This window comes from Pseudomonas sp. NPDC087817 (assembly GCF_044742875.1).
Lineage (GTDB): Bacteria > Pseudomonadota > Gammaproteobacteria > Pseudomonadales > Pseudomonadaceae > Aquipseudomonas.
Genome location: NZ_JBIUVJ010000008.1, coordinates 19289 through 42903 on the forward strand (window position 1 = coordinate 19289; position 23615 = coordinate 42903).

General features: G+C 60.1%; 21 protein-coding genes. 10 read left to right on the plus strand and 11 right to left on the minus strand.

Annotated elements, in window-relative coordinates:
- Positions 1–97 precede the first annotated feature (97 nt).
- The gene (locus ACIONG_RS09700; RefSeq protein WP_401298599.1) at positions 98–1042 is read right to left on the minus strand and encodes an aldo/keto reductase; all 945 of its coding nucleotides are present in this window, start codon (positions 1040–1042) and stop codon (positions 98–100) included.
- A 112-nt stretch (positions 1043–1154) separates the two neighbouring features.
- Between ACIONG_RS09700 and ACIONG_RS09705 the strand changes: the two genes are divergently transcribed.
- Positions 1155–1925 carry an alpha/beta hydrolase gene (locus tag ACIONG_RS09705; RefSeq protein ID WP_401298602.1) on the plus strand — a complete coding sequence of 257 codons (771 nt, stop codon included), beginning with the start codon at positions 1155–1157 and terminating at the stop codon, positions 1923–1925.
- Positions 1926–2003: 78 nt separating this feature from the next.
- Here ACIONG_RS09705 and ACIONG_RS09710 read toward each other — a convergent pair whose 3' ends face one another.
- From ACIONG_RS09710 to ACIONG_RS09720, 3 genes are all read right to left on the minus strand, one after another.
- A complete protein-coding gene (locus ACIONG_RS09710; protein WP_401298605.1) occupies positions 2004–2960 on the minus strand; it encodes a bifunctional oligoribonuclease/PAP phosphatase NrnA in 957 nt (318 codons plus the stop codon).
- A gap of 99 nt (positions 2961–3059) precedes the next feature.
- Positions 3060–4343 carry a Zn-dependent hydrolase gene (locus ACIONG_RS09715; RefSeq protein WP_401298608.1) on the minus strand — a complete coding sequence of 428 codons (1284 nt, stop codon included), beginning with the start codon at positions 4341–4343 and terminating at the stop codon, positions 3060–3062.
- 157 nt (positions 4344–4500) lie between these two features.
- Positions 4501–5985 carry an NCS1 family nucleobase:cation symporter-1 gene (locus ACIONG_RS09720; protein WP_401298611.1) on the minus strand — a complete coding sequence of 495 codons (1485 nt, stop codon included), beginning with the start codon at positions 5983–5985 and terminating at the stop codon, positions 4501–4503.
- Positions 5986–6609: 624 nt separating this feature from the next.
- On the opposite strand from ACIONG_RS09720, the gene hydA reads away from it, so the two are divergent.
- From hydA to preA, 3 genes are all read left to right on the plus strand, one after another.
- Positions 6610–8049 (plus strand): dihydropyrimidinase, encoded by a 1440-nt coding sequence (gene hydA / locus ACIONG_RS09725; protein WP_401298613.1) that lies wholly within the window; start codon positions 6610–6612, stop codon positions 8047–8049.
- 166 nt (positions 8050–8215) lie between these two features.
- Positions 8216–9583 carry an NAD(P)-dependent oxidoreductase gene (locus ACIONG_RS09730; RefSeq protein ID WP_401298616.1) on the plus strand — a complete coding sequence of 456 codons (1368 nt, stop codon included), beginning with the start codon at positions 8216–8218 and terminating at the stop codon, positions 9581–9583.
- Entirely contained in the window at positions 9584–10858 is a 1275-nt protein-coding gene (gene preA, locus ACIONG_RS09735) for an NAD-dependent dihydropyrimidine dehydrogenase subunit PreA (RefSeq protein ID WP_401298618.1), read from the plus strand.
- Between the two features lie 115 nt (positions 10859–10973).
- Here the strand turns inward: preA and ACIONG_RS09740 are convergent, their stop codons facing one another.
- Entirely contained in the window at positions 10974–11594 is a 621-nt protein-coding gene (locus ACIONG_RS09740) for a TetR/AcrR family transcriptional regulator (protein ID WP_095190174.1), read from the minus strand.
- A 140-nt stretch (positions 11595–11734) separates the two neighbouring features.
- Here ACIONG_RS09740 and copC point away from each other — a divergent pair, with 140 nt between their 5' ends.
- Positions 11735–12097 (plus strand): copper homeostasis periplasmic binding protein CopC, encoded by a 363-nt coding sequence (gene copC, locus ACIONG_RS09745; protein WP_103305894.1) that lies wholly within the window; start codon positions 11735–11737, stop codon positions 12095–12097.
- Between the two features lie 3 nt (positions 12098–12100).
- On the plus strand, positions 12101–12958 hold the full coding sequence (gene copD / locus ACIONG_RS09750; protein ID WP_315447363.1) for a copper homeostasis membrane protein CopD: 858 nt from the start codon (positions 12101–12103) through the stop codon (positions 12956–12958).
- A 115-nt stretch (positions 12959–13073) separates the two neighbouring features.
- Here the strand turns inward: copD and ACIONG_RS09755 are convergent, their stop codons facing one another.
- Together ACIONG_RS09755 and ACIONG_RS09760 are read right to left on the minus strand one after the other, a co-directional pair.
- Positions 13074–14216, minus strand: a complete 1143-nt coding sequence (locus ACIONG_RS09755; protein ID WP_401298622.1) for an HlyD family secretion protein — start codon at positions 14214–14216, stop codon at positions 13074–13076.
- Positions 14213–15868 carry an MFS transporter gene (locus ACIONG_RS09760; protein WP_401298624.1) on the minus strand — a complete coding sequence of 552 codons (1656 nt, stop codon included), beginning with the start codon at positions 15866–15868 and terminating at the stop codon, positions 14213–14215. Before ACIONG_RS09760 ends, ACIONG_RS09755 begins: the two co-directional genes overlap by 4 nt.
- A gap of 295 nt (positions 15869–16163) precedes the next feature.
- On the opposite strand from ACIONG_RS09760, the gene ACIONG_RS09765 reads away from it, so the two are divergent.
- On the plus strand, positions 16164–17114 hold the full coding sequence (locus ACIONG_RS09765; protein ID WP_401298627.1) for a polysaccharide deacetylase family protein: 951 nt from the start codon (positions 16164–16166) through the stop codon (positions 17112–17114).
- Between the two features lie 53 nt (positions 17115–17167).
- On the opposite strand, the gene ACIONG_RS09770 is transcribed toward ACIONG_RS09765, so the two are convergent.
- The 3 genes from ACIONG_RS09770 to ACIONG_RS09780 all read right to left on the minus strand — a co-directional run bounded on the left by ACIONG_RS09770 (position 17168) and on the right by ACIONG_RS09780 (position 19729).
- Positions 17168–17968 carry a sulfite exporter TauE/SafE family protein gene (locus ACIONG_RS09770; RefSeq protein ID WP_103305889.1) on the minus strand — a complete coding sequence of 267 codons (801 nt, stop codon included), beginning with the start codon at positions 17966–17968 and terminating at the stop codon, positions 17168–17170.
- 9 nt (positions 17969–17977) lie between these two features.
- Positions 17978–19222, minus strand: a complete 1245-nt coding sequence (locus ACIONG_RS09775; RefSeq protein WP_401298631.1) for an FAD-dependent oxidoreductase — start codon at positions 19220–19222, stop codon at positions 17978–17980.
- Positions 19223–19387: 165 nt separating this feature from the next.
- Positions 19388–19729 carry a helix-turn-helix transcriptional regulator gene (locus ACIONG_RS09780; RefSeq protein WP_103305887.1) on the minus strand — a complete coding sequence of 114 codons (342 nt, stop codon included), beginning with the start codon at positions 19727–19729 and terminating at the stop codon, positions 19388–19390.
- Positions 19730–19833: 104 nt separating this feature from the next.
- Between ACIONG_RS09780 and ACIONG_RS09785 the strand changes: the two genes are divergently transcribed.
- Both ACIONG_RS09785 and ACIONG_RS09790 read left to right on the plus strand, forming a co-directional pair.
- Positions 19834–20697: an MBL fold metallo-hydrolase gene (locus tag ACIONG_RS09785; RefSeq protein ID WP_212809319.1), complete on the plus strand. Its 864-nt coding sequence runs from the start codon at positions 19834–19836 to the stop codon at positions 20695–20697.
- A gap of 125 nt (positions 20698–20822) precedes the next feature.
- The gene (locus ACIONG_RS09790; protein ID WP_212809320.1) at positions 20823–21719 is read left to right on the plus strand and encodes a tyrosinase family protein; all 897 of its coding nucleotides are present in this window, start codon (positions 20823–20825) and stop codon (positions 21717–21719) included.
- Here ACIONG_RS09790 and bkdR read toward each other — a convergent pair.
- Complete coding sequence (gene bkdR, locus ACIONG_RS09795) at positions 21694–22182, minus strand: Bkd operon transcriptional regulator BkdR (RefSeq protein WP_103305884.1); 489 nt, start codon at positions 22180–22182, stop codon at positions 21694–21696. The two genes, ACIONG_RS09790 and bkdR, sit on opposite strands and share 26 nt — an antisense overlap.
- Before the next feature lie 185 nt (positions 22183–22367).
- Between bkdR and ACIONG_RS09800 the strand changes: the two genes are divergently transcribed.
- A complete protein-coding gene (locus tag ACIONG_RS09800; protein WP_401298638.1) occupies positions 22368–23603 on the plus strand; it encodes a 3-methyl-2-oxobutanoate dehydrogenase (2-methylpropanoyl-transferring) subunit alpha in 1236 nt (411 codons plus the stop codon).
- The last annotated feature ends 12 nt before the right edge of the window (positions 23604–23615 follow it).

Consider the following 23615-nt stretch of genomic DNA (forward strand, 5'->3'; position numbering starts at 1 on the left):
AATCCCTCCAACTGTCAGATATGACAGTCCTTCAGATCATTTGGAAATTAATGCACGGTCGAATCGGCGCAAAGTTGTGAGTCGCTTACCTAACCGTTCAACCCACCAGCGCAATCAACTGATGGCGCTGCGCATCGGTGAGCATCGGCCCGAATCCCGCCCTGACGTTATCAGCCATGTAGCGTGGATTGCCGGTGCCGGGAATCACGCAAGTCACCGCCGGGTGCGCCAGCAGAAACTTCAGCGCCAGTTGCGGCCAACTGTTGACCTGCACGTCCGACACCCACGCCGGCAGCGGTTTGCCCTTGAGCCGGGCGAGCACGCCACCGCCGCCAAACGGCCGGTTGCAGATCACTGCCACACCGCGCTCGCGGCACAGCGGCAGAATGCGTTTTTCCACGCCCCGGTCGTCGAGGGCGTAGTTGATTTGCAGAAAATCCAGCGGCTCAGCCTTCAACACCGCCTCGACTTCGTCATAGGCCGAAGGCGTGTAGTGGGTGATGCCGATGTAACGAATGCGCCCCTGCGCTTTCCATTCACGCAGGGTTGGCAGATGAGTTTGCCAGTCCAGCAGATTGTGGATCTGCATCAGATCGATGCATTCGGTGCGCAGCAGGCTGAACGACTGCTCCATCTGCGCAATACCCTCCTCACGTCCCCGCGTCCACACCTTGGTCGCCAGAAACGCTGGCGAGCGCGGCTGATGGATCGACAACAGTTCGCCCGTGGTCGCTTCAGCGCGGCCGTACATGGGCGAGCTGTCGACAACCGTGCCGCCCTTGGCGAACAGTTCGTCGAGCACCGCCGGCAGTTGCTTGTAGGCCGGATCGCCGGGGCCGACGTCGAAACCGCGATAGGTGCCCAGCCCGACCATGGGCAGCGGCTCGGAGCTGGATGGGATGACGCGGGTCTGCATGGCTTGGCCTCCGGGAACGGCGGGCGATATGGCAGTGGCCAACGCCCGATCAAAGGTGAAGACCGCCGAAACCCCGGCAGCCAGCGTGAGCAATCGGCGACGGGAGTAACCCTCAGTGTGGCTCATGCTGGTTCCCCTGCTGCGTGGATCTGTTGCACGTTGTGTGCGAGAACGGCCGGATCAAACCGCTGGACTACACTGCGACAGCGAACCCTCACACCCCGTTAAAAGTAGCCGAATGTCCCGAACCCTGATGTCACTCGTCGTTTTGATCATCGCCGTGTACCTGGTGCTGTGCGCGGCGCTGTTCTTTTTTCAGCGCTCGCTGATCTGGTTTCCCCAGCCCAACGCCGTCAACAGTGCCGACTCACAACTGACCCTGTCGATGCCGGACGCGCAGGTTTCGGTGATCACCCGCGAGCGCGTCGGACCGCGGGCGCTGATCTATTTCGGGGGCAATGCGGAGGACGTGTCGCGCAACCTGCCGGAATTTACCGAGGCGTTTGCCGATTACGCGGTGTATCTGCTCAATTATCGCGGCTTCGGTGGCAGCGGCGGCTCACCGTCCGAAGAGGCGATTGCCGAGGATGCGCTGGCGCTGTTCGATCAGGTATATGCCAGCCATCCGCAAGTCGCCGTGATCGGGCGCAGCCTGGGCTCGGGGGTCGCCGTGCGTCTGGCCAGTCAACGGCCGGTGCAGCGGTTGATTCTGGTGACGCCGTACAACAGCCTCGAAGAAATCGCCGCGCGGCAATACCCGTGGGTGCCGGTGAAGTGGTTGCTCAAGGATCGCTTCGAGTCAGGCAAGTACGCCGCGCATCTTCGCGTGCCGACGCTGTTGCTGGCGGCGAGTGATGACGAGGTAATCCCCCGGGACAGTACGCAGCGGTTACTGGCCAATTTTCCCAAGGGCGTGGCGGTGCTCAAGGTCGTGCCGGATTCGGGGCATAACTCGATTTCCGAGCGGGCGGAGTATTTGCAGTGGATGGGGGATGTTTTGAATCGCTGACAGTTGATTGCCTGGGATTTTTTCCTGGCTGGATGGGCCTCATCGCTGGCAAGCCAGCTCCCACAGGATCGGGGTCGTTCACGACATTTTTGTGCCGCACGGAACCTTGTGGGAGCCGGGTTTGTTAGTCCGGTCGAGATCAATCCTTAGCAACTCCTTGCGCAGCATGGAGGGCTTCAGGATTGCTATTCCAGCCTGCCAGTCGAGCGGCAAGAGATTATTCAGTTTGTCTTGGCTGACGCTGGATTGAGCCAGCAGAGCGCTTTTACCGTCGCGGATGCCGATTACATTCAGCAACCAGTCTTCGCCCTGCCCGGCCATCCAGCCATTGATCGTCGAAAGGTGCTTTTGTAATAAGGCATCGGCATCCCATACCGTCATTTGCGCGAAGACGTGCGGCAGATTGCTTTCGGGTTTCATCCATTTCAAATCGGCCGCCAACGCGGCCGCGAGGTCTGCTTCGATACTGACCTGGCACTCAAGGTAATACGTTTGTGGCCAGCTCACGTGCAGTTTTCCCAGAGGCGCGAGTTCGGCGTAGGCCTCGATATCGGCTGCCGTGGTCATCTGCCCGGTGAAATTCAGCGTGTTATCCAGAATCGCCGTGGCCAATAACGCGGCGCTTTGCTTGCTGATCTGCGGCAATAGACCCGCCGTCTGCCAGCGCTGGAAAACCTGAGTGGCGGCAGCGCCGATCGGGCGGATATCGGCGGTCGATCCCAGTTTTTCCGCCCAGTAGTGTTCGTAACCCGGGTGATGGTCAATGACTTCCACCACCTGGTCGAGCATCACGATCGGGTCAAAATGGTGATAGTCGGAAACGTCGACCAGGATGAATTGGTCGTTCGTTTTCGGGGTGTAGTCGCTAAGACCGTTGCCCCAGGTGAGCACGGTTTTCGACACGCTGGCGTTAGGTCGTGTGCTGCTGACGGCGCGAGCAGGAATGCCTTGCAGGTTGAGCAGTTCGGCGTAGGCGATGCAGCAGGCGTAGGCGTCGATATCCAGATAGGCCGCGCCGGAGGTGATGATTTTCATGGGCGGCAACATCGCACGAAATCATGACGTTTGGGTGACAGGAAAAGATCGCAGCCGCGTTGCACTCGACAGCGCCTGCAGGGCTGCGATCTCCTGTTTTTATGCCGCAGCTTTACCGCCCGCGACCATCGCCGAAGCCGCCAGCATCGCCCGCAACAACACCGCACACCCCGCCGCCAGATCATCCGGCGCAGCATTTTCGATTTCGTTGTGGCTGATGCCGCCCTCGCACGGCACAAAAATCATCCCGGCAGGCCCAAGCTCCGCGAGGAAGATCGCGTCGTGGCCGGCGCCGCTGACAATGTCCATGTGCGACAGGCCCAAACCTTTCGCGGCACTACGCACAGCGTCCACGCAGCCCTTTTCGAAGTACAGCGGAGGAAAATCGGCTGTCGGGGTCAGCTCATAAGTGAGGCCATGTTCTTCGCACGTGGCGTCGATGACTTGCTTCACCTCAGCGATCATCGAGTCCAGGCGTGCCGGTTCCAGATGGCGGAAATCGAGGGTCATGCGCACCTCGCCGGGGATGACGTTGCGCGAGCCGGGATAGGCTTGCAGGCAACCCACGGTGCCGCAGGCATGGGGTTGATGGCCGAGGGCGGCGCGGTTGACGGCGCCGACGATCACCGAGGCGCCGACCAGCGCATCCTTACGCAGGTGCATCGGCGTCGGGCCAGCATGCGCCTCGACACCGCGCAGCTTCAGGTCGAACCACTTCTGCCCCAGCGCACCGAGGACCACGCCGATGGTTTTCTGTTCGTCTTCGAGGATCGGGCCTTGTTCGATGTGTGCCTCGAAATAGGCGCCGACCTTGTGGCCGCTGACTTTGCGCGGGCCGGCATAGCCGATGGCGTTGAGCGCTTCGCCGACGGTGACACCTTCGGCATCGACTTTGGCGAGGGTTTCTTCAAGGGTGAATTTCTCGGCGAACACGCCGGAGCCCATCATGCACGGAGCGAAGCGCGAACCTTCTTCGTTGGTCCAGACCACCACCTCCAGTGGCGCTTCGGTTTCCACGCCGAGGTCGTTGAGGGTGCGCAGGACTTCGACGCCGGCGAGCACGCCGAAGCAACCGTCGAACTTGCCGCCGGTGGGTTGGGTGTCGATGTGGCTACCGGTCATCACCGGCGGCAGGTTCGGATTGCGGCCCGGGCGGCGGGCGAAGATGTTGCCGACTTCATCGACCGTGACGCTGCATCCGGCGTCCTCGCACCATTGCACGAACAGGTCGCGGGCCTGGCGATCGAGGTCAGTCAGGGCCAGGCGACAGACCCCGCCCTTGACCGTGGCGCCGAGTTTGGCCAGTTCCATGAGCGAGGCCCAGAGGCGGTCGCGGTTGATGTGCTGATGGGTGGATTGCAGAACGTCTACGGCTGCGTTCATGGGGATCTCCTCAGGCTGCTTTTCTTATGGATGTTGCTGTGGTGCTTGTGAGACCGCCATCGCTGGCAAGCCAGCTCCCACAGGGGAATGCGCTCCATATTTGAATTTGGAATGCGGTCCACTGTGGGAGCTGGCTTGCCAGCGATGAGGCCCTCAACTACACCGCTGATTTCACGACCGAAGGCTGCGCCCGCATCACGCACAACCCGTAATAAATCACCCCGCCCAGCGCCGAACCGGTAAACCAGCCGTAGCTGTAAAACCAGCTGAACGCATCGCTGCCCAGCGACAACAAGGTCAACACCACCGGCACGCCGAACGCGAGAAATCCAGCCCAGTTCCACGCCGGATACACGTCGTCGCGATACAACCCGGCCAGGTCCAGTTGCTGTTTCTTGATCAGGAAATAGTCCACCACCATGATCCCGGCGATCGGCCCGAGCAGGCTCGAATAGCCCAGCAGCCAGTTGGAATACACGGTCTCCAGGCTGACATCGGAAACGATCAGCCCAAGTTTTTTCAGCAACTCATGGCCCATCAGCAACAGCCCGACAAAACCGGTGAGCAACACCGCTTTGGTGCGATTGATGACCTTGGGCGCAATGTTCTGGAAGTCGTTGGTCGGCGAGACAATGTTGGCGGCGGTATTGGTCGACAGCGTGGCGATGATGATCAACGCCATCGCCACCGCAACCCACACCGGGCTCTGGATATGGCCGATCAGGCTGACCGGATCAGACACCGTGACACCGACCAGTTTCACCGACGCTGCGGTCATGATCACGCCGAGGGAGGCGAACAGAAACATGGTCAGCGGCAAGCCGAATATCTGCCCGAGGATCTGGTCCTTCTGGCTCTTGGCGTAACGACTGAAGTCGGGAATGTTCAGCGACAACGTGGCCCAGAAGCCGACCATCGCCGTCAGCCCGGCAGCAAAGTAACTGACCACACTCGCGCCTTCCGGACGTTTCGGCGGGATTGCCAGCAACTCGGTCATCGACACATTCGGCATCGCCCACACCAGCAAGCCGATCCCGACCGCCACCAGCAGCGGTGCCGATAAGGTTTCCAGCCACTTGATCGACTCGGCGCCGCGAATCACCACCCACAGGTTCAGCGCCCAGAAAATCATGAAACCGATCACCTCCCCGGTGCCGCCAAGGGATTTCCAGCCGTCGAAAATCGAGCCGAGAAACAGGTGAATGGCCAAGCCGCCGAACATCGTCTGAATACCGAACCAGCCGCACGCCACCAGCGCGCGAATCAGGCACGGCACATTGGAACCGAGAATCCCGAACGAGGAGCGCAGCAACACCGGAAACGGGATGCCGTACTTGGTGCCGGGAAACGCGTTGAGCGTGAGCGGTATCAACACGATGATATTGGCGAACAGAATGGCCAACAGCGCTTCGCCAACAGTCAGGCCGAAGTACGCAGTGAGCACACCGCCGAGGGTATAGGTCGGCACGCAGATCGACATGCCGACCCACAGCGCGGTGATGTGCCATTTGTTCCAGGTTCGTTCGCGCACCTTGGTCGGTGCCATGTCGTCGACGAAACGGCGACTGGCGAGCCCGACGCTGCCGGCTTCGAGTTCGAACAAGCCGTCGCGCTCGGTCACTTGCGATCTGTTCTGTTGCATGGCCGCTCCACTGTTCTTCTGATTATTTTTTTGCTCATCAGGCGGCTGCACACGCAGGTGCGAGCCGGACGATGGCCGGAGGAACTGACAACTTTCATGCACCGGCCACGGTGTCAGCGGCGGCATCAATAAACGTGCCGGGTGCCCCGCTTACGCATCGGGCGGTGTTTCAAACGCTTTGCAACTTTCTGATATTCATCAGTTTTAATTATTCACCGGATGAGTTCGCGCAAACTTGTCTGGGTGCTCAGGCTAAACACTTGGCAAGTTGTCCGAACAGACAGGACTCAATCTGGTGCACTGGATTTATTTTCATTGTGAACGAGCAACCGCAGCTCAACTTCAAGCGGCTGATTTCACATAGGAAATCTTGCTCATATTTCCATCCTGTCAAGTGCGTCAAAATGGTGAACAGCCTCACCATTTTGGTGATCTTGTATTTTTATCCTTATTTTTCAGTAGCTTAAAACAGTCATAAGCTTATAAAAAATAATCTTGATCTATTGCAAATCTGCGACTAGCTTCAATTCCTGACAGCGCTGACAGGAATACGCCCTTCACCGCTGTACATCAATAAAACATTTAGAACCGACACAAGTCGGTCATGCCTGCGAGGAACTCGGAATGTCTCTGTTGATCCGTGGCGCCACCGTTATTACCCATGATGAAAGTTATCGCGCCGACGTCTATTGCGCTGACGGCGTGATCAAAGCCATTGGTGAAAATATTGATATTCCCGCCGGCGCCGAAGTACTCGACGGCAGCGGCCAATACCTGATGCCCGGCGGCATAGACCCGCACACGCACATGCAACTACCGTTCATGGGCACCGTCGCCAGTGAGGACTTCTACAGCGGCACGGCAGCGGGTCTGGCCGGCGGCACCACGTCGATCATCGACTTCGTTATTCCCAATCCGCAGCAATCATTGATGGAAGCGTTCCATCAGTGGCGCGGCTGGGCCGAGAAGTCGGCGTCGGACTATGGCTTCCATGTCGCGATCACCTGGTGGAGCGAGCAGGTCCGCGAGGAAATGGCCGAACTGGTCAGCCATCACGGCATCAACAGCTTCAAGCATTTCATGGCCTACAAGAACGCGATCATGGCCGCCGACGACACCTTGGTGGCGAGTTTCGAGCGCTGCCTGGAACTCGGCGCGGTGCCAACCGTGCACGCGGAAAACGGCGAGCTGGTGTATCACCTGCAACGCAAGTTGATGGCCCAAGGCATCACAGGGCCGGAAGCGCACCCACTGTCGCGTCCGTCGCAGGTCGAAGGTGAAGCCGCGAGCCGGGCGATTCGCATTGCCGAAACCATCGGCACGCCCCTGTATCTGGTGCATGTCTCGACCAAGGAAGCCCTCGACGAAATCACCTATGCGCGCAGCAAAGGCCAACCGGTTTACGGCGAGGTGCTCGCCGGGCATCTGCTACTCGATGACAGTGTCTACCAACACCCAGACTGGCAGACCGCCGCCGGTTACGTGATGAGCCCGCCGTTCCGTCCGCGCGGGCATCAGGAAGCGCTGTGGCATGGCTTGCAGAGCGGCAATCTGCACACCACCGCCACCGACCATTGCTGTTTCTGTGCCGAACAAAAAGCCGCCGGGCGCGACGATTTCAGCAAGATCCCCAATGGCACCGCCGGCATAGAAGATCGCATGGCGGTGCTTTGGGATGAAGGGGTCAACAGCGGACGTTTGTCGATGCAGGACTTCGTCGCCCTCACCTCCACCAACACCGCAAAAATCTTCAACCTCTATCCACGAAAAGGTGCGATCCGCGTCGGCGCCGATGCCGACCTGGTGCTATGGGACCCGCAAGGCACGCGCACCATCTCCGCCAAGACCCACCATCAGCAGGTGGACTTCAACATCTTCGAAGGCAAGACCGTGCGCGGTGTGCCGAGCCATACCGTCAGCCAGGGCCGGTTGGTCTGGGCCGATGGCGACCTGCGCGCCGAGCGCGGGGCCGGGCGGTACATCGAACGGCCGGCGTATCCGGCGGTGTTTGATTTGCTGAGCAAGCGGGCTGAGCAACATAAGCCAGTTGCCGTGAAACGCTGAAAGCGGCCTTCGGCCTATCGCTGGCAAGCCAGCTCCCACAATGTTTTTGTGAACGCCATAGAAGCCTGTGGGAGCTGGCTCGCCAGCGATGAGGCCATCCCGAACGACACAAAACCCACTGCCCATCAGAGGCAGAAAACCTCAAATAACCGTGAGGCACAAAACCGTGATCGAGACCCTGAACCATCTCCCGCACCCGCACGAAAGCGCGGCCGCCCTCGCCGGCCATTTCAGCGATCTGGCGCCGCCGCTCAATGATCGCCAGGCGCATCTGGAAGCCTCACGCTGCCTGTACTGCTACGACGCGCCGTGCGTCAATGCGTGCCCTAGCGAAATCGACATTCCGTCGTTCATCCGCAACATCCATCAGGACAACGTGCCCGGTGCCGCGCAGAAAATCCTTTCGGCGAACATCCTTGGCGGCAGTTGCGCACGGGTCTGCCCGACCGAAATCCTCTGCCAGCAGGCCTGCGTGCGCAACAACGCCCACGAATGCGCGCCGGTATTGATCGGCCTGCTGCAACGTTACGCCGTGGACAACGCGCATTTCACCGAGCACCCATTCCAGCGTGCCGCCAGCACCGGTAAGCGCATCGCCGTGGTCGGTGCCGGGCCGGCGGGTCTCTCCTGCGCGCATCGCAGCGCCATGCACGGGCATGACGTGGTGATTTTCGAAGCGCGGGAGAAGGCTGGTGGCCTCAACGAATACGGGATCGCCAAGTACAAACTGGTCGATGACTACGCGCAGAAAGAGCTGGATTTCCTCCTGCAGATTGGCGGCATCGAGATCCGTCACGGGCAGAAACTCGGCGACAACCTGACCCTCAGCGAGCTGCATCAACAGTTCGACGCGGTGTTCCTCGGCCTCGGCCTTAACGCCAGCAAACAGCTCGGCCTGGCCCACGAGGACGCTCCCGGCCTGCTCGCCGCCACCGATTACATCCGCGAACTGCGCCAGGCTGATGACCTCACGCAACTGCCGCTGGCCGAGCGCTGCATCGTCCTCGGCGCGGGCAACACCGCTATCGACATGGCCGTGCAAATGGCCCGCCTCGGTGCTCGCGATGTCAATCTGGTGTATCGCCGTGGCGCCGCCGACATGGGCGCGACCGGCCACGAACAGGACATCGCCAAGGCCAATCAGGTGCGCCTGCTGACCTGGGCGCAACCGGAAGAAGTGCTGCTCGACGAGCAGGGCCACGTGCGTGGCATGCGTTTCGCCCGCACCGATCTGGTCGACGGCCGTCTGCAAACCACCGGAGAAACCTTCGAGCTGGCCGCCGACGCAATCTTCAAGGCCATCGGCCAGGCCTTCGACGGCAGCGCCCTCGTCGACCCGCTGGCCCGCGAACTCCAGCGTCAGGGCGAGCGCATTCAGGTTGATGAAAACCTGCGCACCAGCATCCCCGGTGTGTATGCCGGTGGCGACTGCACCAGCCTCGATCAGGACCTCACCGTACAAGCGGTGCAACACGGCAAACGTGCCGCCGAAGCGATCAACGCTCAACTGATGCTCAACGTGGAGGCTGCGTAAATGGCCGATCTCTCGATAGTCTTCGCCGGCATCAAAGCCCCTAATCCGTTCTGGCTGGCGTCCGCGCCGCCGACCGACAAGGCCTACAACGTGGTCCGCGCCTTCGAGGCTGGCTGGGGTGGTGTGGTCTGGAAAACCCTCGGTGAGGACCCGGCAGCGGTCAACGTCTCGTCGCGTTACTCGGCGCATTACGGCAACAACCGCGAAGTGCTGGGCATCAACAACATCGAGCTGATCACCGACCGCTCGCTGGAGATCAACCTGCGCGAGATCACCCAGGTCAAGAAAGACTGGCCGGACCGCGCGCTGATCGTCTCGCTGATGGTGCCGTGCGTCGAGGAGTCGTGGAAACACATCCTGCCGCTGGTGGAAGCCACAGGTGCCGACGGCATCGAACTGAATTTCGGTTGCCCCCACGGCATGCCCGAGCGTGGCATGGGCGCGGCGGTCGGCCAGGTGCCGGAGTACGTCGAGCAGGTCACGCGCTGGTGTAAGACTTACTGCTCGCTACCGGTGATTGTCAAACTGACGCCGAACATCACCGACATCCGCGTCGCCGCCCGTGCTGCGCATCGCGGTGGTGCCAATGCGGTGTCGCTGATCAATACGATCAACTCGATCACCAGCGTCGACCTCGAACACATGGTTGCCCTGCCCACCGTCGGCAGCAAGAGCACCCACGGCGGCTATTGCGGTTCGGCGGTCAAACCGATTGCGTTGAACATGGTCGCCGAGATTGCCCGTGACCCACAGACCCAGGGTTTGCCGATCTGCGGGATTGGCGGCATCGGCAGTTGGCGCGATGCGGCGGAATTCATGGCGCTGGGCAGCGGCGCGGTACAGGTGTGCACGGCGGCGATGCTGCATGGGTTTCGGATTGTCGAGGAGATGAAGGACGGCTTGTCACGGTGGATGGACAGTCAGGGCTACGCCAACATCGCCGAGTTTTCCGGGCGCGCGGTGGGCAATACCACCGACTGGAAGTATCTCGATATCAACTATCAGGTGATTGCGAAGATTGACCAGGAAGCGTGCATTGGTTGCGGGCGCTGCCACATTGCTTGCGAGGACACTTCACACCAGGCGATCGGCAGCTTGCGGCAGGCGGACGGGACGCATAAATATGAAGTGATCGATGAGGAGTGTGTGGGCTGCAATCTGTGCCAGATCACCTGCCCAGTGGCGGACTGTATCGAGATGGTGCCGATGGAGACTGGGAAGCCGTTTCTGGACTGGAATCATGATCCGCGGAATCCGTATCACGTCTCACCTTGAGTTAAGTGGTGTCTGAACCGGAGCCATCGCGAGCAGGCTCACTCCTACATTTGGAATGCGTTCCCCTGTAGGAGCGAGCCTGCTCGCGAAGAGGCCAGTCTGTTCACCGCAAGACTCAGGGCTCCAGCCCGATCCCGCGCAGGATCACGCTGGTCACCGTCTGCACCGCCCGTTCGAACTGCATGTCCGACAGCGGCTGGTGATCATTGAGTATGTTCACCTGATGATCAAAGTCAGCGTAATGCTGGGTCGAAGCCCAGATCATGTACAGCAGGCTCGACGGTTCCACCGGCAGAATCCGCTTGTCTTCTACCCACTGGCGGATCTTCGCTTCCTTCATTTTCGCCCAGTCATACAGGCTGACATCCAGCGCCTCGCCCAACGTCGGCGCACCGTGGATGATTTCGTTGGCCCAGACTTTCGAACCGTATGGCCGACTGCGTGAGTGGTTCATCTTGGCGCGGATGTAGCTGCTGAGCACCACACGCGGGTCGTCGAACATCTCGAAGCACAACGCATCCTGTTTCCACACTTCCAGCAGGTCGAACAGCACGGCGCTGTACAGTTCGCTTTTGGTTGAAAAGTAGTAATGCAGGTTGGAACGCGGCAGCTGCACCTCAGCAGCGATGTCGGCCATGGCGGTGCTGCCGAAGCCTTTTTCGGCGAAGACTTTTTCCGCCGCCAGGAGGATTTTTTCGACGTTACTGCGGCGGATCTCGATCTTGTGATTGCCCATAAGGGCTCCCTGACAACAGCGTTGCCCAAGACTAGCATCCGCTCTGGTGCGCGGGCGACCGCTGAAAACAAAACTTCGTACAGACGTGGCCGGATGGCTAAACTGACGGCTTCTTCGATCCTGCCTCAGAGGTACCCGCGATGCTGTTCAAGAACATCCTGACCACCACTGCCCTGCTCGCCTCGCTGTTCGCCGCCTCGTCGGTATTCGCCCACGCCCACCTGAAAAGCCAGACCCCGGCCGCCGACAGCACCGTCGCCGCCCCGGCCGATCTGCGCCTGACTTTTTCCGAAGGCGTTGAGGCCAGCTTCACCAAAGTCACGGTGACCAAGGACGGTGCCCCCGTCGCAGTCAAAGCACTGACCACCGAAGGCGACAAGAAAACCCTCATCGTCACCCCGGCCGCACCGCTGACTGCCGGTGAGTACAAAGTCGAATGGCACGCCGTGTCGGTCGACACGCACAAAAGCGAAGGCGCCTATCAGTTCAAGGTTGGCCAGTAATTCATGAGTGAAGCGCTGGTGCTGTGTCGCTTTGTGCATTTCACCGTGGTGTTGATGCTGTTCGGGGCCTGGCTGTTCAGGCCCTTGTTGCTCAAGGGTGAAGCGCCGGCGGTGGATCGGCACCAGGCGCGGCTGGCGCGTTGGCTGGCGGCAATTGCGCTGGTCAGCGGCGTGATCTGGGCGCTGTTGATCACGGCGAGCATGGCTGGTTCGACGGCCGCCGCTTTCGATCCCGACACGCTTGCGCTGGTGTTGGGCAAGACCTTTTTTGGTCAGGTGTGGCGCTGGCATTTGCTGATCAACGCTGTGCTGCTGGCATTGCTGTTCACGCCGTGGCGCTCAAGCATGCCACTGCGGCTGGGCTTGAGCGGCTTACTGTTGGCGACTCTGGCCCCGGTCGGGCATGGCGCAATGCTGGATGGCTTGAGCGGGCAACTGCTGATTCTCAACCAGATCATTCATCTGACCTGCGTGGCAGCGTGGCTTGGCGGATTGTTGGTGCTGGTGCTGATCCTGCGCCAGCCGAGTGAGCCGCTGAAGCAGATTCTGCAGCGTTTCAGCGGTGTCGGTTATGCGCTGGTGGCGGGGCTGCTGATCAGCGGATTGATCAACGTCCGCGTGCTGACCGGTCAGTGGTGGCCGACGCCGCTGTTCACAGGCTTCGCGCTGATTCTGCTGATCAAGGCAATGATCGTGCTGGGGATGTTGGGGTTGGCGCTGTTCAATCGCTTGCGCATTGCTGATTGCGAACAGCGCATCGGTGCGCTCAAGCGCAGCGTGATGCTGGAATGGTTGCTCGGCATCGGCGCAGTCGCCGCCGTCTCACTGCTCGGCACCCTGCCCCCGATGATCTCAACCTGAACGCACTTCCCCTGTGGGAGCTGGCTTGCCAGCGATGACGGTGTGTCAGGAACAGATATTTCGGATGTGCCGACATCATCGCTGGCAAGCCAGCTCCCACAGGGTTATGAGTTGATCAGTGCGGCTGGGTATCGCCCGCCGTCGTGTCGATACTCACCACCACCGACATCCCCGGCCGCAACCGTTCCTCTTCCTGCTGCCCCTCATCAATGGTGATGCGCACCGGCACGCGCTGGGCGATCTTGACGAAGTTGCCAGTGGCGTTGTCAGCCTGCAGCAAGGCAAATTCAGAACCCGTGCCCGGCGAAATATGCTGCACATGCCCGGTAAATTTCTTGTGGTTCAACGCATCGACGGTAAAGCGTACCGGTTGCCCGACCCGCACATTGTCCATCTGCGTTTCCTTCATGTTGGCGATCACCCACTTCTGGTTCGGCACCAACGCCATCAACTGCGCACCGGAGTTGACATAGGCACCGAGGCGCACGCCGATCTGCCCGAGCTGACCGTCGCGCGGGGCGACAATGCGCGTGTTCGACAAGTCGATGCGCGCCAGTTGCACGGCCGCTTCGGCACTGGCCACCGCCGCCTCCTGCGAGCCGCGATTGACGATCACCGTTTGCAGATCCTGACGGGCGATTTCCAGATTGGCCTTGGCCTGCGCCACCGCCGCAATGCCCTGCGCATTGGCCGCCAGGGCCACATCCATCTCGCGCTTGGACACCGAGCCGTCACTCACCAGCTCCCTGTTGCGGCGCAAATCCGCTTCGCTCTTGCGTAACTGCGCTTCGCTGTCGGCGACCACCGCCTGACGCAGCTTGATCGTCGCTTCGGCACTGTTGCGTTGCTGCACGACGTTAGCCAATGCGGCTTTCTGCACGGCCAGTTGTGCCAGCGACTGGTCGAGGCGTTGCTGGTAGATGCGGTCGTCCAGACGCACCAGCAAATCGCCGGCCTTCACATACTGGAAATCCTGCACCGGCACTTCATAGACATAACCGGCGAGCTGCGGGCCGATGATCGTCACCTGCCCGCGAATCAGCGCGTTTTCGGTGGTTTCGACCGCGCTGCTGAACGGTGGCAATTGCCAGGCGTACAGCACGATCAACACGCCGACGATGGCAATCGCGGCAAAGCCCAGCGAAGAGATGATCCGCACCCGCAACGAGCGCGGCTCGGTGTTCGGCGATGACGGCGGTGCCACACCTTCAGGCGTGGCGGCAATGGCATTGGTGGTTGTGGTGGTCGGTTCGGTCATGAAGAAGTGGCACCGCTGGTTGGTACGGAAGGCGCTGGGGCGACGCTTTTGGTGGTGCTCATCAGCCACAGCGCACGAATGGAAATCCAGATCATGGTCAGCACCGCGATCACCGCGATGAGCATGAACACATCGTTATAGGCCAGTACGTTGGCTTCGCGAGTCGCGGCGTTGGCCAGACTGCGAATACCGGCAAGATTGCGCAGGCTCGGATCGGCCAGCAGCGAGCCGTAAGCCGATCCGCCGCTCGCCACCCGTGCGGCGACTAATGGATCTGACATCATCAGGTGTTCGACGATGTGACTGGAGTGAAACTTCTCCCGGACGATCTGAAAGGTGCCGAGCAACGCCGCACCAATCAGCCCGCCGAGGTTGTTGCAGATCCCGAACAGCACGGAAAAGCTCACCAGATTGCGCGGATTGGTCAACACGTTACGCGTGCCGAGGACCATGGTCGGACCGAGGAAAAACGTACTGCCGAACGCCAGCAGGAACTGACTGAAATACAGATTCTCGGGACGCGTCAGGTTGTTCGAATAGCTGTCCATCACCGAGCCCGTCGCCATCAGCGCCAGTGAGATGATCAGCGGCATGAGCAAGTGTTTCGGGTCAATGGTCAGCGCACTGGTGAGCAGCCCGGCGACGCTGCCGATCAGCATCACCACGTACAGGCTGTGTAACTGCTGATTGCTCATGTTGAGGTACTGCATGAAGCCGACGGCGCCGGTGGATTGCTCCGACGTCACCATGCGGATCAGAATCACCGCCAGCGCCAGCCGGATCATCACCCCGCTGCCCAGCCAGCGGGTCATCAGCATCGGGTTGCTGCGATTGTGCTCGATGGCCAGCCCCGTGAGGATCAACGCAATCGAGGCAGCGAGCGCAACGCCGATCCAGTCGGCTTCGAGCCACCAGTCAATCCGCCCCAGCGACAGCACCGCACAGAGCAACGCCACGCCGCTGGCAAGAATGGCGAAAGTCAGGAAGTCGAGTTTTTCGAAAGTCTTGAAGCGGTCGCCCGGCGGCAACTTGAGCATCAACACGCAGCCCAGCGATAGCAACGCCATGCCCAATTCGAACAGGTACAAGCCACGCCATTCGGCAATCTGCAGCAAGTCTTCGGAAAACAGGCGCGCCAGCGGCAACGCCAATTGCGAGGTGCCGAGCCCCAGCACCAGCGCCTTCATCCGCCACTTTGCCGGGAATGCCTGCACCATGTAATACAGGCCCAAGGAACTCAGCGCGGCGCCGACCATGCCGTGGGCGGCGCGCACCGCCACTGCCGAATTCAGGTCGTTGACGAACAAATGACCAAAGGTCACCAGCGCATACAGCACCAGAAACACCTCGGTAAACGCGCGCAAACCGAACTGCTGACGAAACTTCACCAGCAGCAGGTTCATCGACACGTTGGTCATCACGTACGCCGCTGGCAACCAGGCCATTTCCGCCGTGGTCGCGCCGAGTGCACCTTGCAGGTAAACCAGGTTGGCGACCACCAGCGAATTGCCCAAACCACCGGTCAACGCCACCAGCAACCCGACCAACGCATAGGCCAGGCGCTTGGGGTTGGAGTGCAGCGGTGTCGATGGGGAACCGGGCAGACTGGGCTTCTCGTGAGGCTGCCAGTTGCGCGGGGCGTATCGATCCATTCAGAGGCCTTGTGCTGGAAGTTGCTGAAGTTTGCCGCAAATCGTCCTGCAAACCCATATCCCCTGTGTACACAGAGATCCCTGTGGGAGCGGGCTTGCCCGCGAATGCGCTACGTCATTCGATGACTATGTTGACTGATACACCGCTTTCGCGAGCAAGCTCGCTCCCACAAAGGATTTTTGTGAATCCGGGATTCGTAAAATTTGTTTAAAAGTCATCTCGTCCGCAGCGGATTTTTCCCCAGCGTAGCGGATGCCACCCTTGAGCCACTTCTCAAACCTCAAGGTGCCCGTTATGACCACCCACCACCGACAACGCTCCCCGCGCCTGCTGAAAAACCTGCTGGCCGCCGCGCTATTGCTGCCCGCCCTCGCCTTTGCCCAGGAACGGCCATGGCCGGATGGTTCACAACTGGTGATCTCGGTATCAATGCAGTTCGAGACCGGTGGCCAACCCGACGGTGCAGAAAGTCCGTTTTCCGGCAGCCCTTTACCCAAAGGCTACCCGGATCTGCCGGCGCAGACCTGGTTCGATTACGGTTACAAGGAAGGTTTGTGGCGCATGCTCGATCTGTGGGATCGCACCGGGATCAAAGTCACCTCCCACGTGGTCGGCGAAGCCGCGCTCAAACACCCGGAGCTGGCCAAGGCGATTGCCGAACGCGGCCATGAACTCGCAGCGCACGGTGTGCGCTGGGCCGACTCCTACAACATGAATTACGCGCAGGAAAAACAATTCATCGGCGACGGAGTGGCGGCGGTGAAAAAACTCACCGGCCAGCGTTCGGTCGGCTACAACGCCAATTGGCTGCGGCGCAGCCCCAATACGCTGAAGGTGTTGCAGGATCTCAACTTCACCTATCACATCGATGATGTCAGCCGCGACGAGCCCTTCGTGACGATGGTGCGCGGGCGTAAGTTCGCCGTGGTGCCGTACACCCTGCGCAACAACGACATCGTCTTGGTCGAGGGCCGGCATTTTTCCGCCGACCAGTTCTATCAGCAACTGGTGCTGGAGTTCGACCGGCTCTATACCGAAGGTGCAAGCAAGCGTCGGATGATGTCGGTGAGTCTGCACGACCGCATCGGCGGTACGCCGGCGATGGTCGAGGCAATGGAGCGGTTCATCCGTTACGCCCAGTCGCACCCGAAGGTGAGTTTCATGCGCAAGGATCGGATTGCGCAGATCGTGCTGACCGAGAAAAATCCGCTGATCGATAACAGTGAAGCGGCTTACAACCAGTAATCGGACGCAGCACCATTGGTGAGGGAGCTTGCTCCCTCACCACGGATCAAGACTCAGGCACGCAGCAACATATAAGCCGCGACCACCAGACACACACTGGCAAATCCCACCTGCAACGCCCGCGCCGGCACCCGTGCGCAGAGCCTGCGACCGATGATCATGCCGATAATGCTGGCGACGATGAACGCCGCGCCGAGGCTGTCGATGCGTACGCCGGCATGGAACGCGCCGATCACACCAATCGCCGAGATCAGACTGATCACCATCAACGATGTGGCGACGATGCCGCGCATCTGCACGTCGGTCAGTTGCTTGAACGCCGGTACGATCAGAAAGCCGCCACCGACACCGAGCAATCCGGACACCACCCCGGTGACCGCACCCAGCGCTGCGAGGGTCGCCGTGCATTTGGCTGTCCAGTCGAAGCGTCCGGTTTCTTCATCAAGCATGCAGTTTTTCTGCCCCCAACTGCCGTGACCGTGGTCGCTCGGGCCTGCTTCCTGACGCTCGCGGCGCAACATGCGCCAGGCCACCATGACCATCAGCAGGCTGAACAGAATCATCAGGATCTTCTCCGGCAACTGGTGCGCGAAGTAGATGCCGAGCGGCGAAAACACCGCGCCGAGCGCCGCAATCAACAACGCCGCGCGATACCGCACCAGACCATGACGCAAACCATCGATGGCTCCCACCGCCGCCGCACTGCCCACAGCGAACAACGCCACGGGCGCGGCCTGGGTCATCGTCCAGCCGAGCCCGAGCACCAGCGCTGGCACCGCGAGAATGCCGCCGCCCGCCCCGGTCAGACCGAGGACCAGCCCCATCACTACGCCAAACAGACTTGCCAGCAACATAGTGATTTCTCAGTCGACTTTGGACAGACGCGTCAGCCACTCACGCCCCTTGAGCATGCCGTTCCAGTAGAACCACGGCAGCAGCGTCGCCTTGAGAAACCATGCCGAGCGGCGCGGCACGGTGGGGTCCAGCGCAAAGGTCGGCAACAACTTCCCGGCATAACCGAACTCGGCGAGGATCACCTTGCCCTTCTCCACCGTCAGCGGGCACGAGCCGTAGCCGTCGTACTTCAGTGGCAGCGGTTGTTGTTTGCGCAGAGCCAGCAGGTTTTCCGCCACGACCACGACTTGCTTGCGCACCGCTGCAGCGGTTTTCGCATTGCTCGTGCCGCAGATGTCGCCAAGCGCGAACACTTCGGGATAACGCGGATGCTGCAGGCTGTGCGGATTCACTTCGCACCAGCCAGCGGGGTCTGCCAGCAGACTTTGCGCAATGAAATCCGGCGCGACCTGCGGCGGCACGACGTGCAGCAGATCGAAGGTTTTCGCCTCACGGACAACGTTGCCGTCCGCGTCCTTGCGCTCGAACCAAGCCGTTTTCGCCGGGCCGTCGACCTTGACCAGGTTTGAATTGAAAGCCAATTGCGCGTTGTATTTTTCGATGTACTTCATCAGTGGCGGCACGAACGTCGCCACGCCGAACAGCGCGGCGCCGGCCAGATTGAATTCGACTTCGATCTTGTTCAGCACGGCATGCTTGCGCCAGTAATCGCACGACAGATAAAGCGCTTTTTGCGGCGCACCGGCGCATTTGATCGGCATCGCCGGCTGCGTGAACAGTGCCTTGCCGCCGCGCAGTTTCTGCACCTGATCCCAGGTGTATTGCGCGTGCTGATAGCTGTAGTTGGATGTCACGCCGTGCTGGCCAAGACTTTGCTGCAAGCCTTCGATTTTTTCCCAGGCCAGACGCAGGCCGGGGCAGACGATCAGGTTCTGATAGCTGACCGTGCGCTCGTCGCTCAGGGTGAGTTGGCGCTGCTCGGGGTCGATCGCCGTCACCGCCGCCTGAATCCAGGTGGCCTGACGCGGCATCACCCTGGACATTGGTCGGACGGTGTCTTTCACGTCGAAAGCGCCACCGCCCACCAGCGTCCACGCCGGTTGGTAGTAATGTTGGGCACTTGGCTCGATCACGGTGATGTTCAACTGCGGATCGCGTTTGAGCAGGCTGGCGACGAAACCGATGCCGGCCGTACCACCGCCGATGACCACGATATCTGCACTGATGGATGGGCCCCAGTGTTGATCGTTCATTGCTAGTTCCTTATTGCTGCACGCAAGGAGTATCAGTCATACACAAAACCTGTGGGAGCTGGCTTGCCAGCGATGGCGGAGTTTCAGTCGCCATCAATGTCGGCTGACAAGGCCTCATCGCTGGCAAGCCAGCTCCCACAGGTTTTATGTGCTGTTGGCTGACATTTATGAGTGGCCGAGGCTTTTCATTACGGCTCCACAGTAGAGCCCGGACAGGGTTTTCATCACCTGGATGACTTCAGGGCTGGCGAGGCCGTAAAAAATGTACTTGCCTTCACGGCGGGTCGCGACCAACCCTTCGTCACGCAGAATGCCCAGTTGCTGAGACAGCGTCGGCTGGCGCACGCCGGTCATTTTTTCCAGCTCGCCGACGTTGCGTTCGCCCTGGGTCAACTGGCACAGGATCAGCAGACGGTCCTCATTGGCCAACGCCTTGAGCAACGCACAGGCCTTGGAGGCCGAGGCGCGCAATTGGGCGACTTCACATTCGGTCAGACTGGATTGCATTTGCAGGAAGCCTTCAACGTCACTTAAGCTGCGAACATTATGTTTTTACATAAAGTGTTGCAACCCATGACTGATTTTTCATCCTCTTGCACAGGTTCGTGTCCATGCCCGCGCTGATTCAAGCTTTCCTCGACCCCGCCTCCTCGACCTACACCTATGTGGTCTACGAAGCCGATGGCGGGCAGTGCGCAATCGTCGATCCGGTGCTCGATTATGACGGTGCCGCCGGCCGCACCTGCACCGCGCAGGCGGACAAAATCATCACCTTCGTCCGCGCGCATAACCTGCAAGTGCAATGGCTGCTGGAGACCCACGCCCACGCCGATCACCTGTCTGCCGCGCCGTACCTGCGCCGGGAACTGGGCGGCAAGATCGCCATTGGCGAGTCGATCAGCAAAGTGCAGAACGTGTTCAAGGCGCTGTTCAATCTGGAGCCGGATTTCTGCGTTGACGGCTCGCAATTCGATCACCTGTTCGCGCCCAACGAGTCGTTCCTGATCGGCAACCTCAAGGCTACCGCCCTGCACGTGCCCGGTCACACGCCAGCGGACATGGCCTACCTGATCGACGGCGAGCAGATTCTGGTCGGCGACACGCTGTTCATGCCCGACGTCGGCACCGCCCGCTGCGACTTCCCCGGTGGCAATGCGCATCAGTTGTTCAACTCGATCCACAAGCTGTTGGCGTTCCCTGCCGGCGTGAAACTCTATGTCTGTCACGACTACCCGCCCGAAGGTCGGCAATCGCAGTGCCAGACCACTGTCGGTGAGCAGCGCAAGAGCAACATCCATGTGCATGACGGGATTGATGAGGCGGCGTTCGTCGAGATGCGCACCAAGCGTGATGCCGGGCTGGGCATGCCGACGCTGTTGTTGCCGGCGATTCAGGTGAATGTGCGGGCGGGGAATTTTCCGGCGGCCGAGGACAATGGCGTGGTCTACCTGAAGATCCCTCTGAACTCCTTATAGGAAAAGTCGCTCAACTCGCTGAAAAATAAATATTTCCTACGCTCTCTGGCGATAGAGGTGAACTGGATAAAATCCTGTCAGCAGCCAGACTTCATTGGGCAAACATTCAATGGAGTTTTCGCAATATGGATATTCGTCGTAATCACCGTGACATGTCAGCGGCACAGAAAGACGCGTTCATCAGCGCCATCCTGATTTTGAAGAATCAAACCCCCAGCATCCTGCGACCTGGCCAGCAGTATCGCTATGATGACTTTGTACAGATTCACAAGAATTCCATGGGGCTGGGCAATCCGATTTCCCCCAATCCCCATCGCAGCCCCCTGTTTTTTCCCTGGCACCGGATCCTGATTCGCCAATTCGAGTGGGAACTGCAAGTCGTGGCCAATGACCCCGGCATTACCCTGCCTTACTGGAACTGGAGCATGAGCGGCGCAGACAATCCCTTCATGGATGACTTCATGGGCAGAGATGGCGATCCCCAGTTAGACCAGCGTGTAACCCTCGGGCCATTTGCTTTCGAGAGTGGCATCTTCGGCGTCAGGATCTGGGATGGTGACGAAGGGATTCCGATGCTGAGGCGCAACTTTGGTGCAGCCGGTTCGCCACTGCCTACCGCGCCAGAGATCGAGTCGGCCATGAACCGAACACCCTACTGGTCCGAACCCGAAGGTTGGGAAAACCAGATGGAGCAGATGCACAATAGAGTGCATTCGTGGGTCGGCGGCAACATGGCCAGCGCCGCCTCGCCGAACGACCCGATATTCTTTCTGCACCACTGTCACCTCGATTACCTGTGGGAAATGTGGAAGCGTCAGCACCCGGCCGAACCCGCGATCTCGTTTGCCGATGACGCCCCCCGGGACATGCTCGATGCCACCCTGATCTTTCATCCGGACATCGAGCCTGCACCTTGGCAAAGAATGTGGAAGGCTGGACAAGTCATCGACACGGCGGCACTTGAATATCGGTATGACTTCAATGACGCCGCCGCAATCAGGCGCCCAGAATCAGACCGTTGACCGGCAGCGGCAACGCGGTCTTGTAGCGCACCTGCTTCAGCGCAAAGCTTGACCGGATATTCGCCACGCCCGGCACCTTGGTCAGGAAGTCCATCATGAACCGCTCCAAAGACTGAATGGTCGGCACCAGCACCCGGATCAGATAGTCCGGGTCGCCGGCCATCAGATAGCACTCCATCACCTCGGGACGATCGGAAATGGCTTCCTCGAAATGCTGCAACGCTTCCTCGACCTGTTTCTCCAGACTGACGTGAATGAACACGTTCACGTGCAGGCCCAGCAGATCGGCATCCAGCAGTGTCACCTGTTCGCGAATCAACCCTAATTCCTCCATGGCCTTGACCCGATTGAAGCACGGTGTCGGCGACAGATTGACCGAGCGGGCGAGGTCGGCGTTGGTGATGCGAGCGTTCTCCTGCAGGCTGTTGAGAATGCCGATATCGGTACGGTCCAGTTTGCGCATGAGACAAAACCACCTGTTTTTTATGTTTATGCAGAATTTCTATCTGCAAATGATCTTCAGCGCAACGAAACAGAGAGAAATATTCTTCTTGCCCGGGCCTATGATTGTTGTAGGACAAGATTTCTTTCACCCAAGAATGATTGCCAGCTCACTACAAGAAATTCACAAGATCGAGCGTAGAAGCCATGACCCAAGCGTATGAACCGCTGCGTCTGCACGTTCCCGAACCATCGGGCCGTCCAGGCTGCAAAACCGACTTCTCCTACCTGCATCTGACCGATGCCGGCACGGTGCGCAAACCTCCCATCGACGTAGAACCTGCCGACACTGCCGACCTCGCCCGTGGCCTGATCCGTGTGCTCGACGATCAGGGCAATGCCCTCGGCCCATGGGCCGAAAACGTGCCGGTCGAGATCCTCCGCAAAGGCATGCGCGCCATGCTCAAGACGCGGATCTACGACAACCGCATGGTGGTCGCCCAGCGTCAGAAAAAAATGTCGTTCTACATGCAGAGCCTTGGCGAAGAAGCCATCGGCAGCGCCCAGGCATTGGCCTTGAACATCGACGACATGTGCTTCCCGACCTACCGCCAGCAAAGCATCCTGATGGCCCGCGAAGTACCGCTGGTCGACCTGATCTGCCAACTGCTGTCCAACGAGCGCGATCCGCTCAAGGGCCGGCAACTGCCGATCATGTACTCGGTCAAGGACGCCGGTTTCTTCACCATCTCCGGCAACCTTGCCACCCAGTTCATTCAGGGCGTCGGCTGGGGCATGGCCTCGGCGATCAAGGGCGACACCAAAATCGCCTCGGCGTGGATCGGTGACGGCGCCACCGCCGAATCGGACTTCCACACCGCCCTCACCTTCGCTCACGTCTACCGTGCGCCGGTCATCCTCAACGTGGTCAACAACCAGTGGGCGATTTCGACTTTCCAGGCGATTGCCGGTGGTGAAGCCACTACCTTCGCCGGACGCGGCGTCGGTTGCGGCATCGCCTCGCTGCGGGTTGATGGCAACGACTTCTATGCTGTTTACGCGGCATCTGCCTGGGCTGCCGAACGCGCCCGCCGCAACCTCGGCCCGACCATGATCGAATGGGTCACCTACCGCGCCGGCCCGCATTCGACCTCCGACGATCCATCCAAATACCGTCCCGCCGATGACTGGAGCCACTTCCCTCTGGGCGACCCGATCGCCCGCCTGAAGCAGCACCTGATCAAGGTCGGCCACTGGTCGGAAGAAGAGCACAGTGCCGTCAGCGCCGAACTCGAAGCCGAAGTGATTGCTGCACAGAAACAGGCCGAACAGTACGGCACCCTCGCCGGCGGCCAGATTCCAAGCGCCGCGACCATGTTCGAAGACGTCTACAAAGAGATGCCGGAGCACTTGAAGCGCCAGCGTCAGCAGTTTGGGATCTGACATGAACGATCA

Coding starts and splice junctions, on each gene's coding strand:
- ACIONG_RS09720 (WP_401298611.1), bottom strand. CDS start 5,985: ATGCAACAGAACAGATCGCAAGTGACCGAGCGCGACGGCTTGTTCGAA.
- ACIONG_RS09775 (WP_401298631.1), bottom strand. CDS start 19,222: ATGAACGATCAACACTGGGGCCCATCCATCAGTGCAGATATCGTGGTC.
- ACIONG_RS09760 (WP_401298624.1), bottom strand. CDS start 15,868: ATGGATCGATACGCCCCGCGCAACTGGCAGCCTCACGAGAAGCCCAGT.
- ACIONG_RS09770 (WP_103305889.1), bottom strand. CDS start 17,968: ATGTTGCTGGCAAGTCTGTTTGGCGTAGTGATGGGGCTGGTCCTCGGT.
- ACIONG_RS09780 (WP_103305887.1), bottom strand. CDS start 19,729: ATGCAATCCAGTCTGACCGAATGTGAAGTCGCCCAATTGCGCGCCTCG.
- ACIONG_RS09710 (WP_401298605.1), bottom strand. CDS start 2,960: ATGAAAATCATCACCTCCGGCGCGGCCTATCTGGATATCGACGCCTAC.
- bkdR (WP_103305884.1), bottom strand. CDS start 22,182: ATGCGCAAACTGGACCGTACCGATATCGGCATTCTCAACAGCCTGCAG.
- copD (WP_315447363.1), top strand. CDS start 12,101: ATGAGTGAAGCGCTGGTGCTGTGTCGCTTTGTGCATTTCACCGTGGTG.
- copC (WP_103305894.1), top strand. CDS start 11,735: ATGCTGTTCAAGAACATCCTGACCACCACTGCCCTGCTCGCCTCGCTG.
- ACIONG_RS09700 (WP_401298599.1), bottom strand. CDS start 1,042: ATGAGCCACACTGAGGGTTACTCCCGTCGCCGATTGCTCACGCTGGCT.
- ACIONG_RS09705 (WP_401298602.1), top strand. CDS start 1,155: ATGTCCCGAACCCTGATGTCACTCGTCGTTTTGATCATCGCCGTGTAC.
- ACIONG_RS09785 (WP_212809319.1), top strand. CDS start 19,834: ATGCCCGCGCTGATTCAAGCTTTCCTCGACCCCGCCTCCTCGACCTAC.
- hydA (WP_401298613.1), top strand. CDS start 6,610: ATGTCTCTGTTGATCCGTGGCGCCACCGTTATTACCCATGATGAAAGT.
- ACIONG_RS09755 (WP_401298622.1), bottom strand. CDS start 14,216: ATGACCGAACCGACCACCACAACCACCAATGCCATTGCCGCCACGCCT.
- ACIONG_RS09740 (WP_095190174.1), bottom strand. CDS start 11,594: ATGGGCAATCACAAGATCGAGATCCGCCGCAGTAACGTCGAAAAAATC.
- ACIONG_RS09715 (WP_401298608.1), bottom strand. CDS start 4,343: ATGAACGCAGCCGTAGACGTTCTGCAATCCACCCATCAGCACATCAAC.
- ACIONG_RS09790 (WP_212809320.1), top strand. CDS start 20,823: ATGGATATTCGTCGTAATCACCGTGACATGTCAGCGGCACAGAAAGAC.
- ACIONG_RS09800 (WP_401298638.1), top strand. CDS start 22,368: ATGACCCAAGCGTATGAACCGCTGCGTCTGCACGTTCCCGAACCATCG.
- preA (WP_401298618.1), top strand. CDS start 9,584: ATGGCCGATCTCTCGATAGTCTTCGCCGGCATCAAAGCCCCTAATCCG.
- ACIONG_RS09765 (WP_401298627.1), top strand. CDS start 16,164: ATGACCACCCACCACCGACAACGCTCCCCGCGCCTGCTGAAAAACCTG.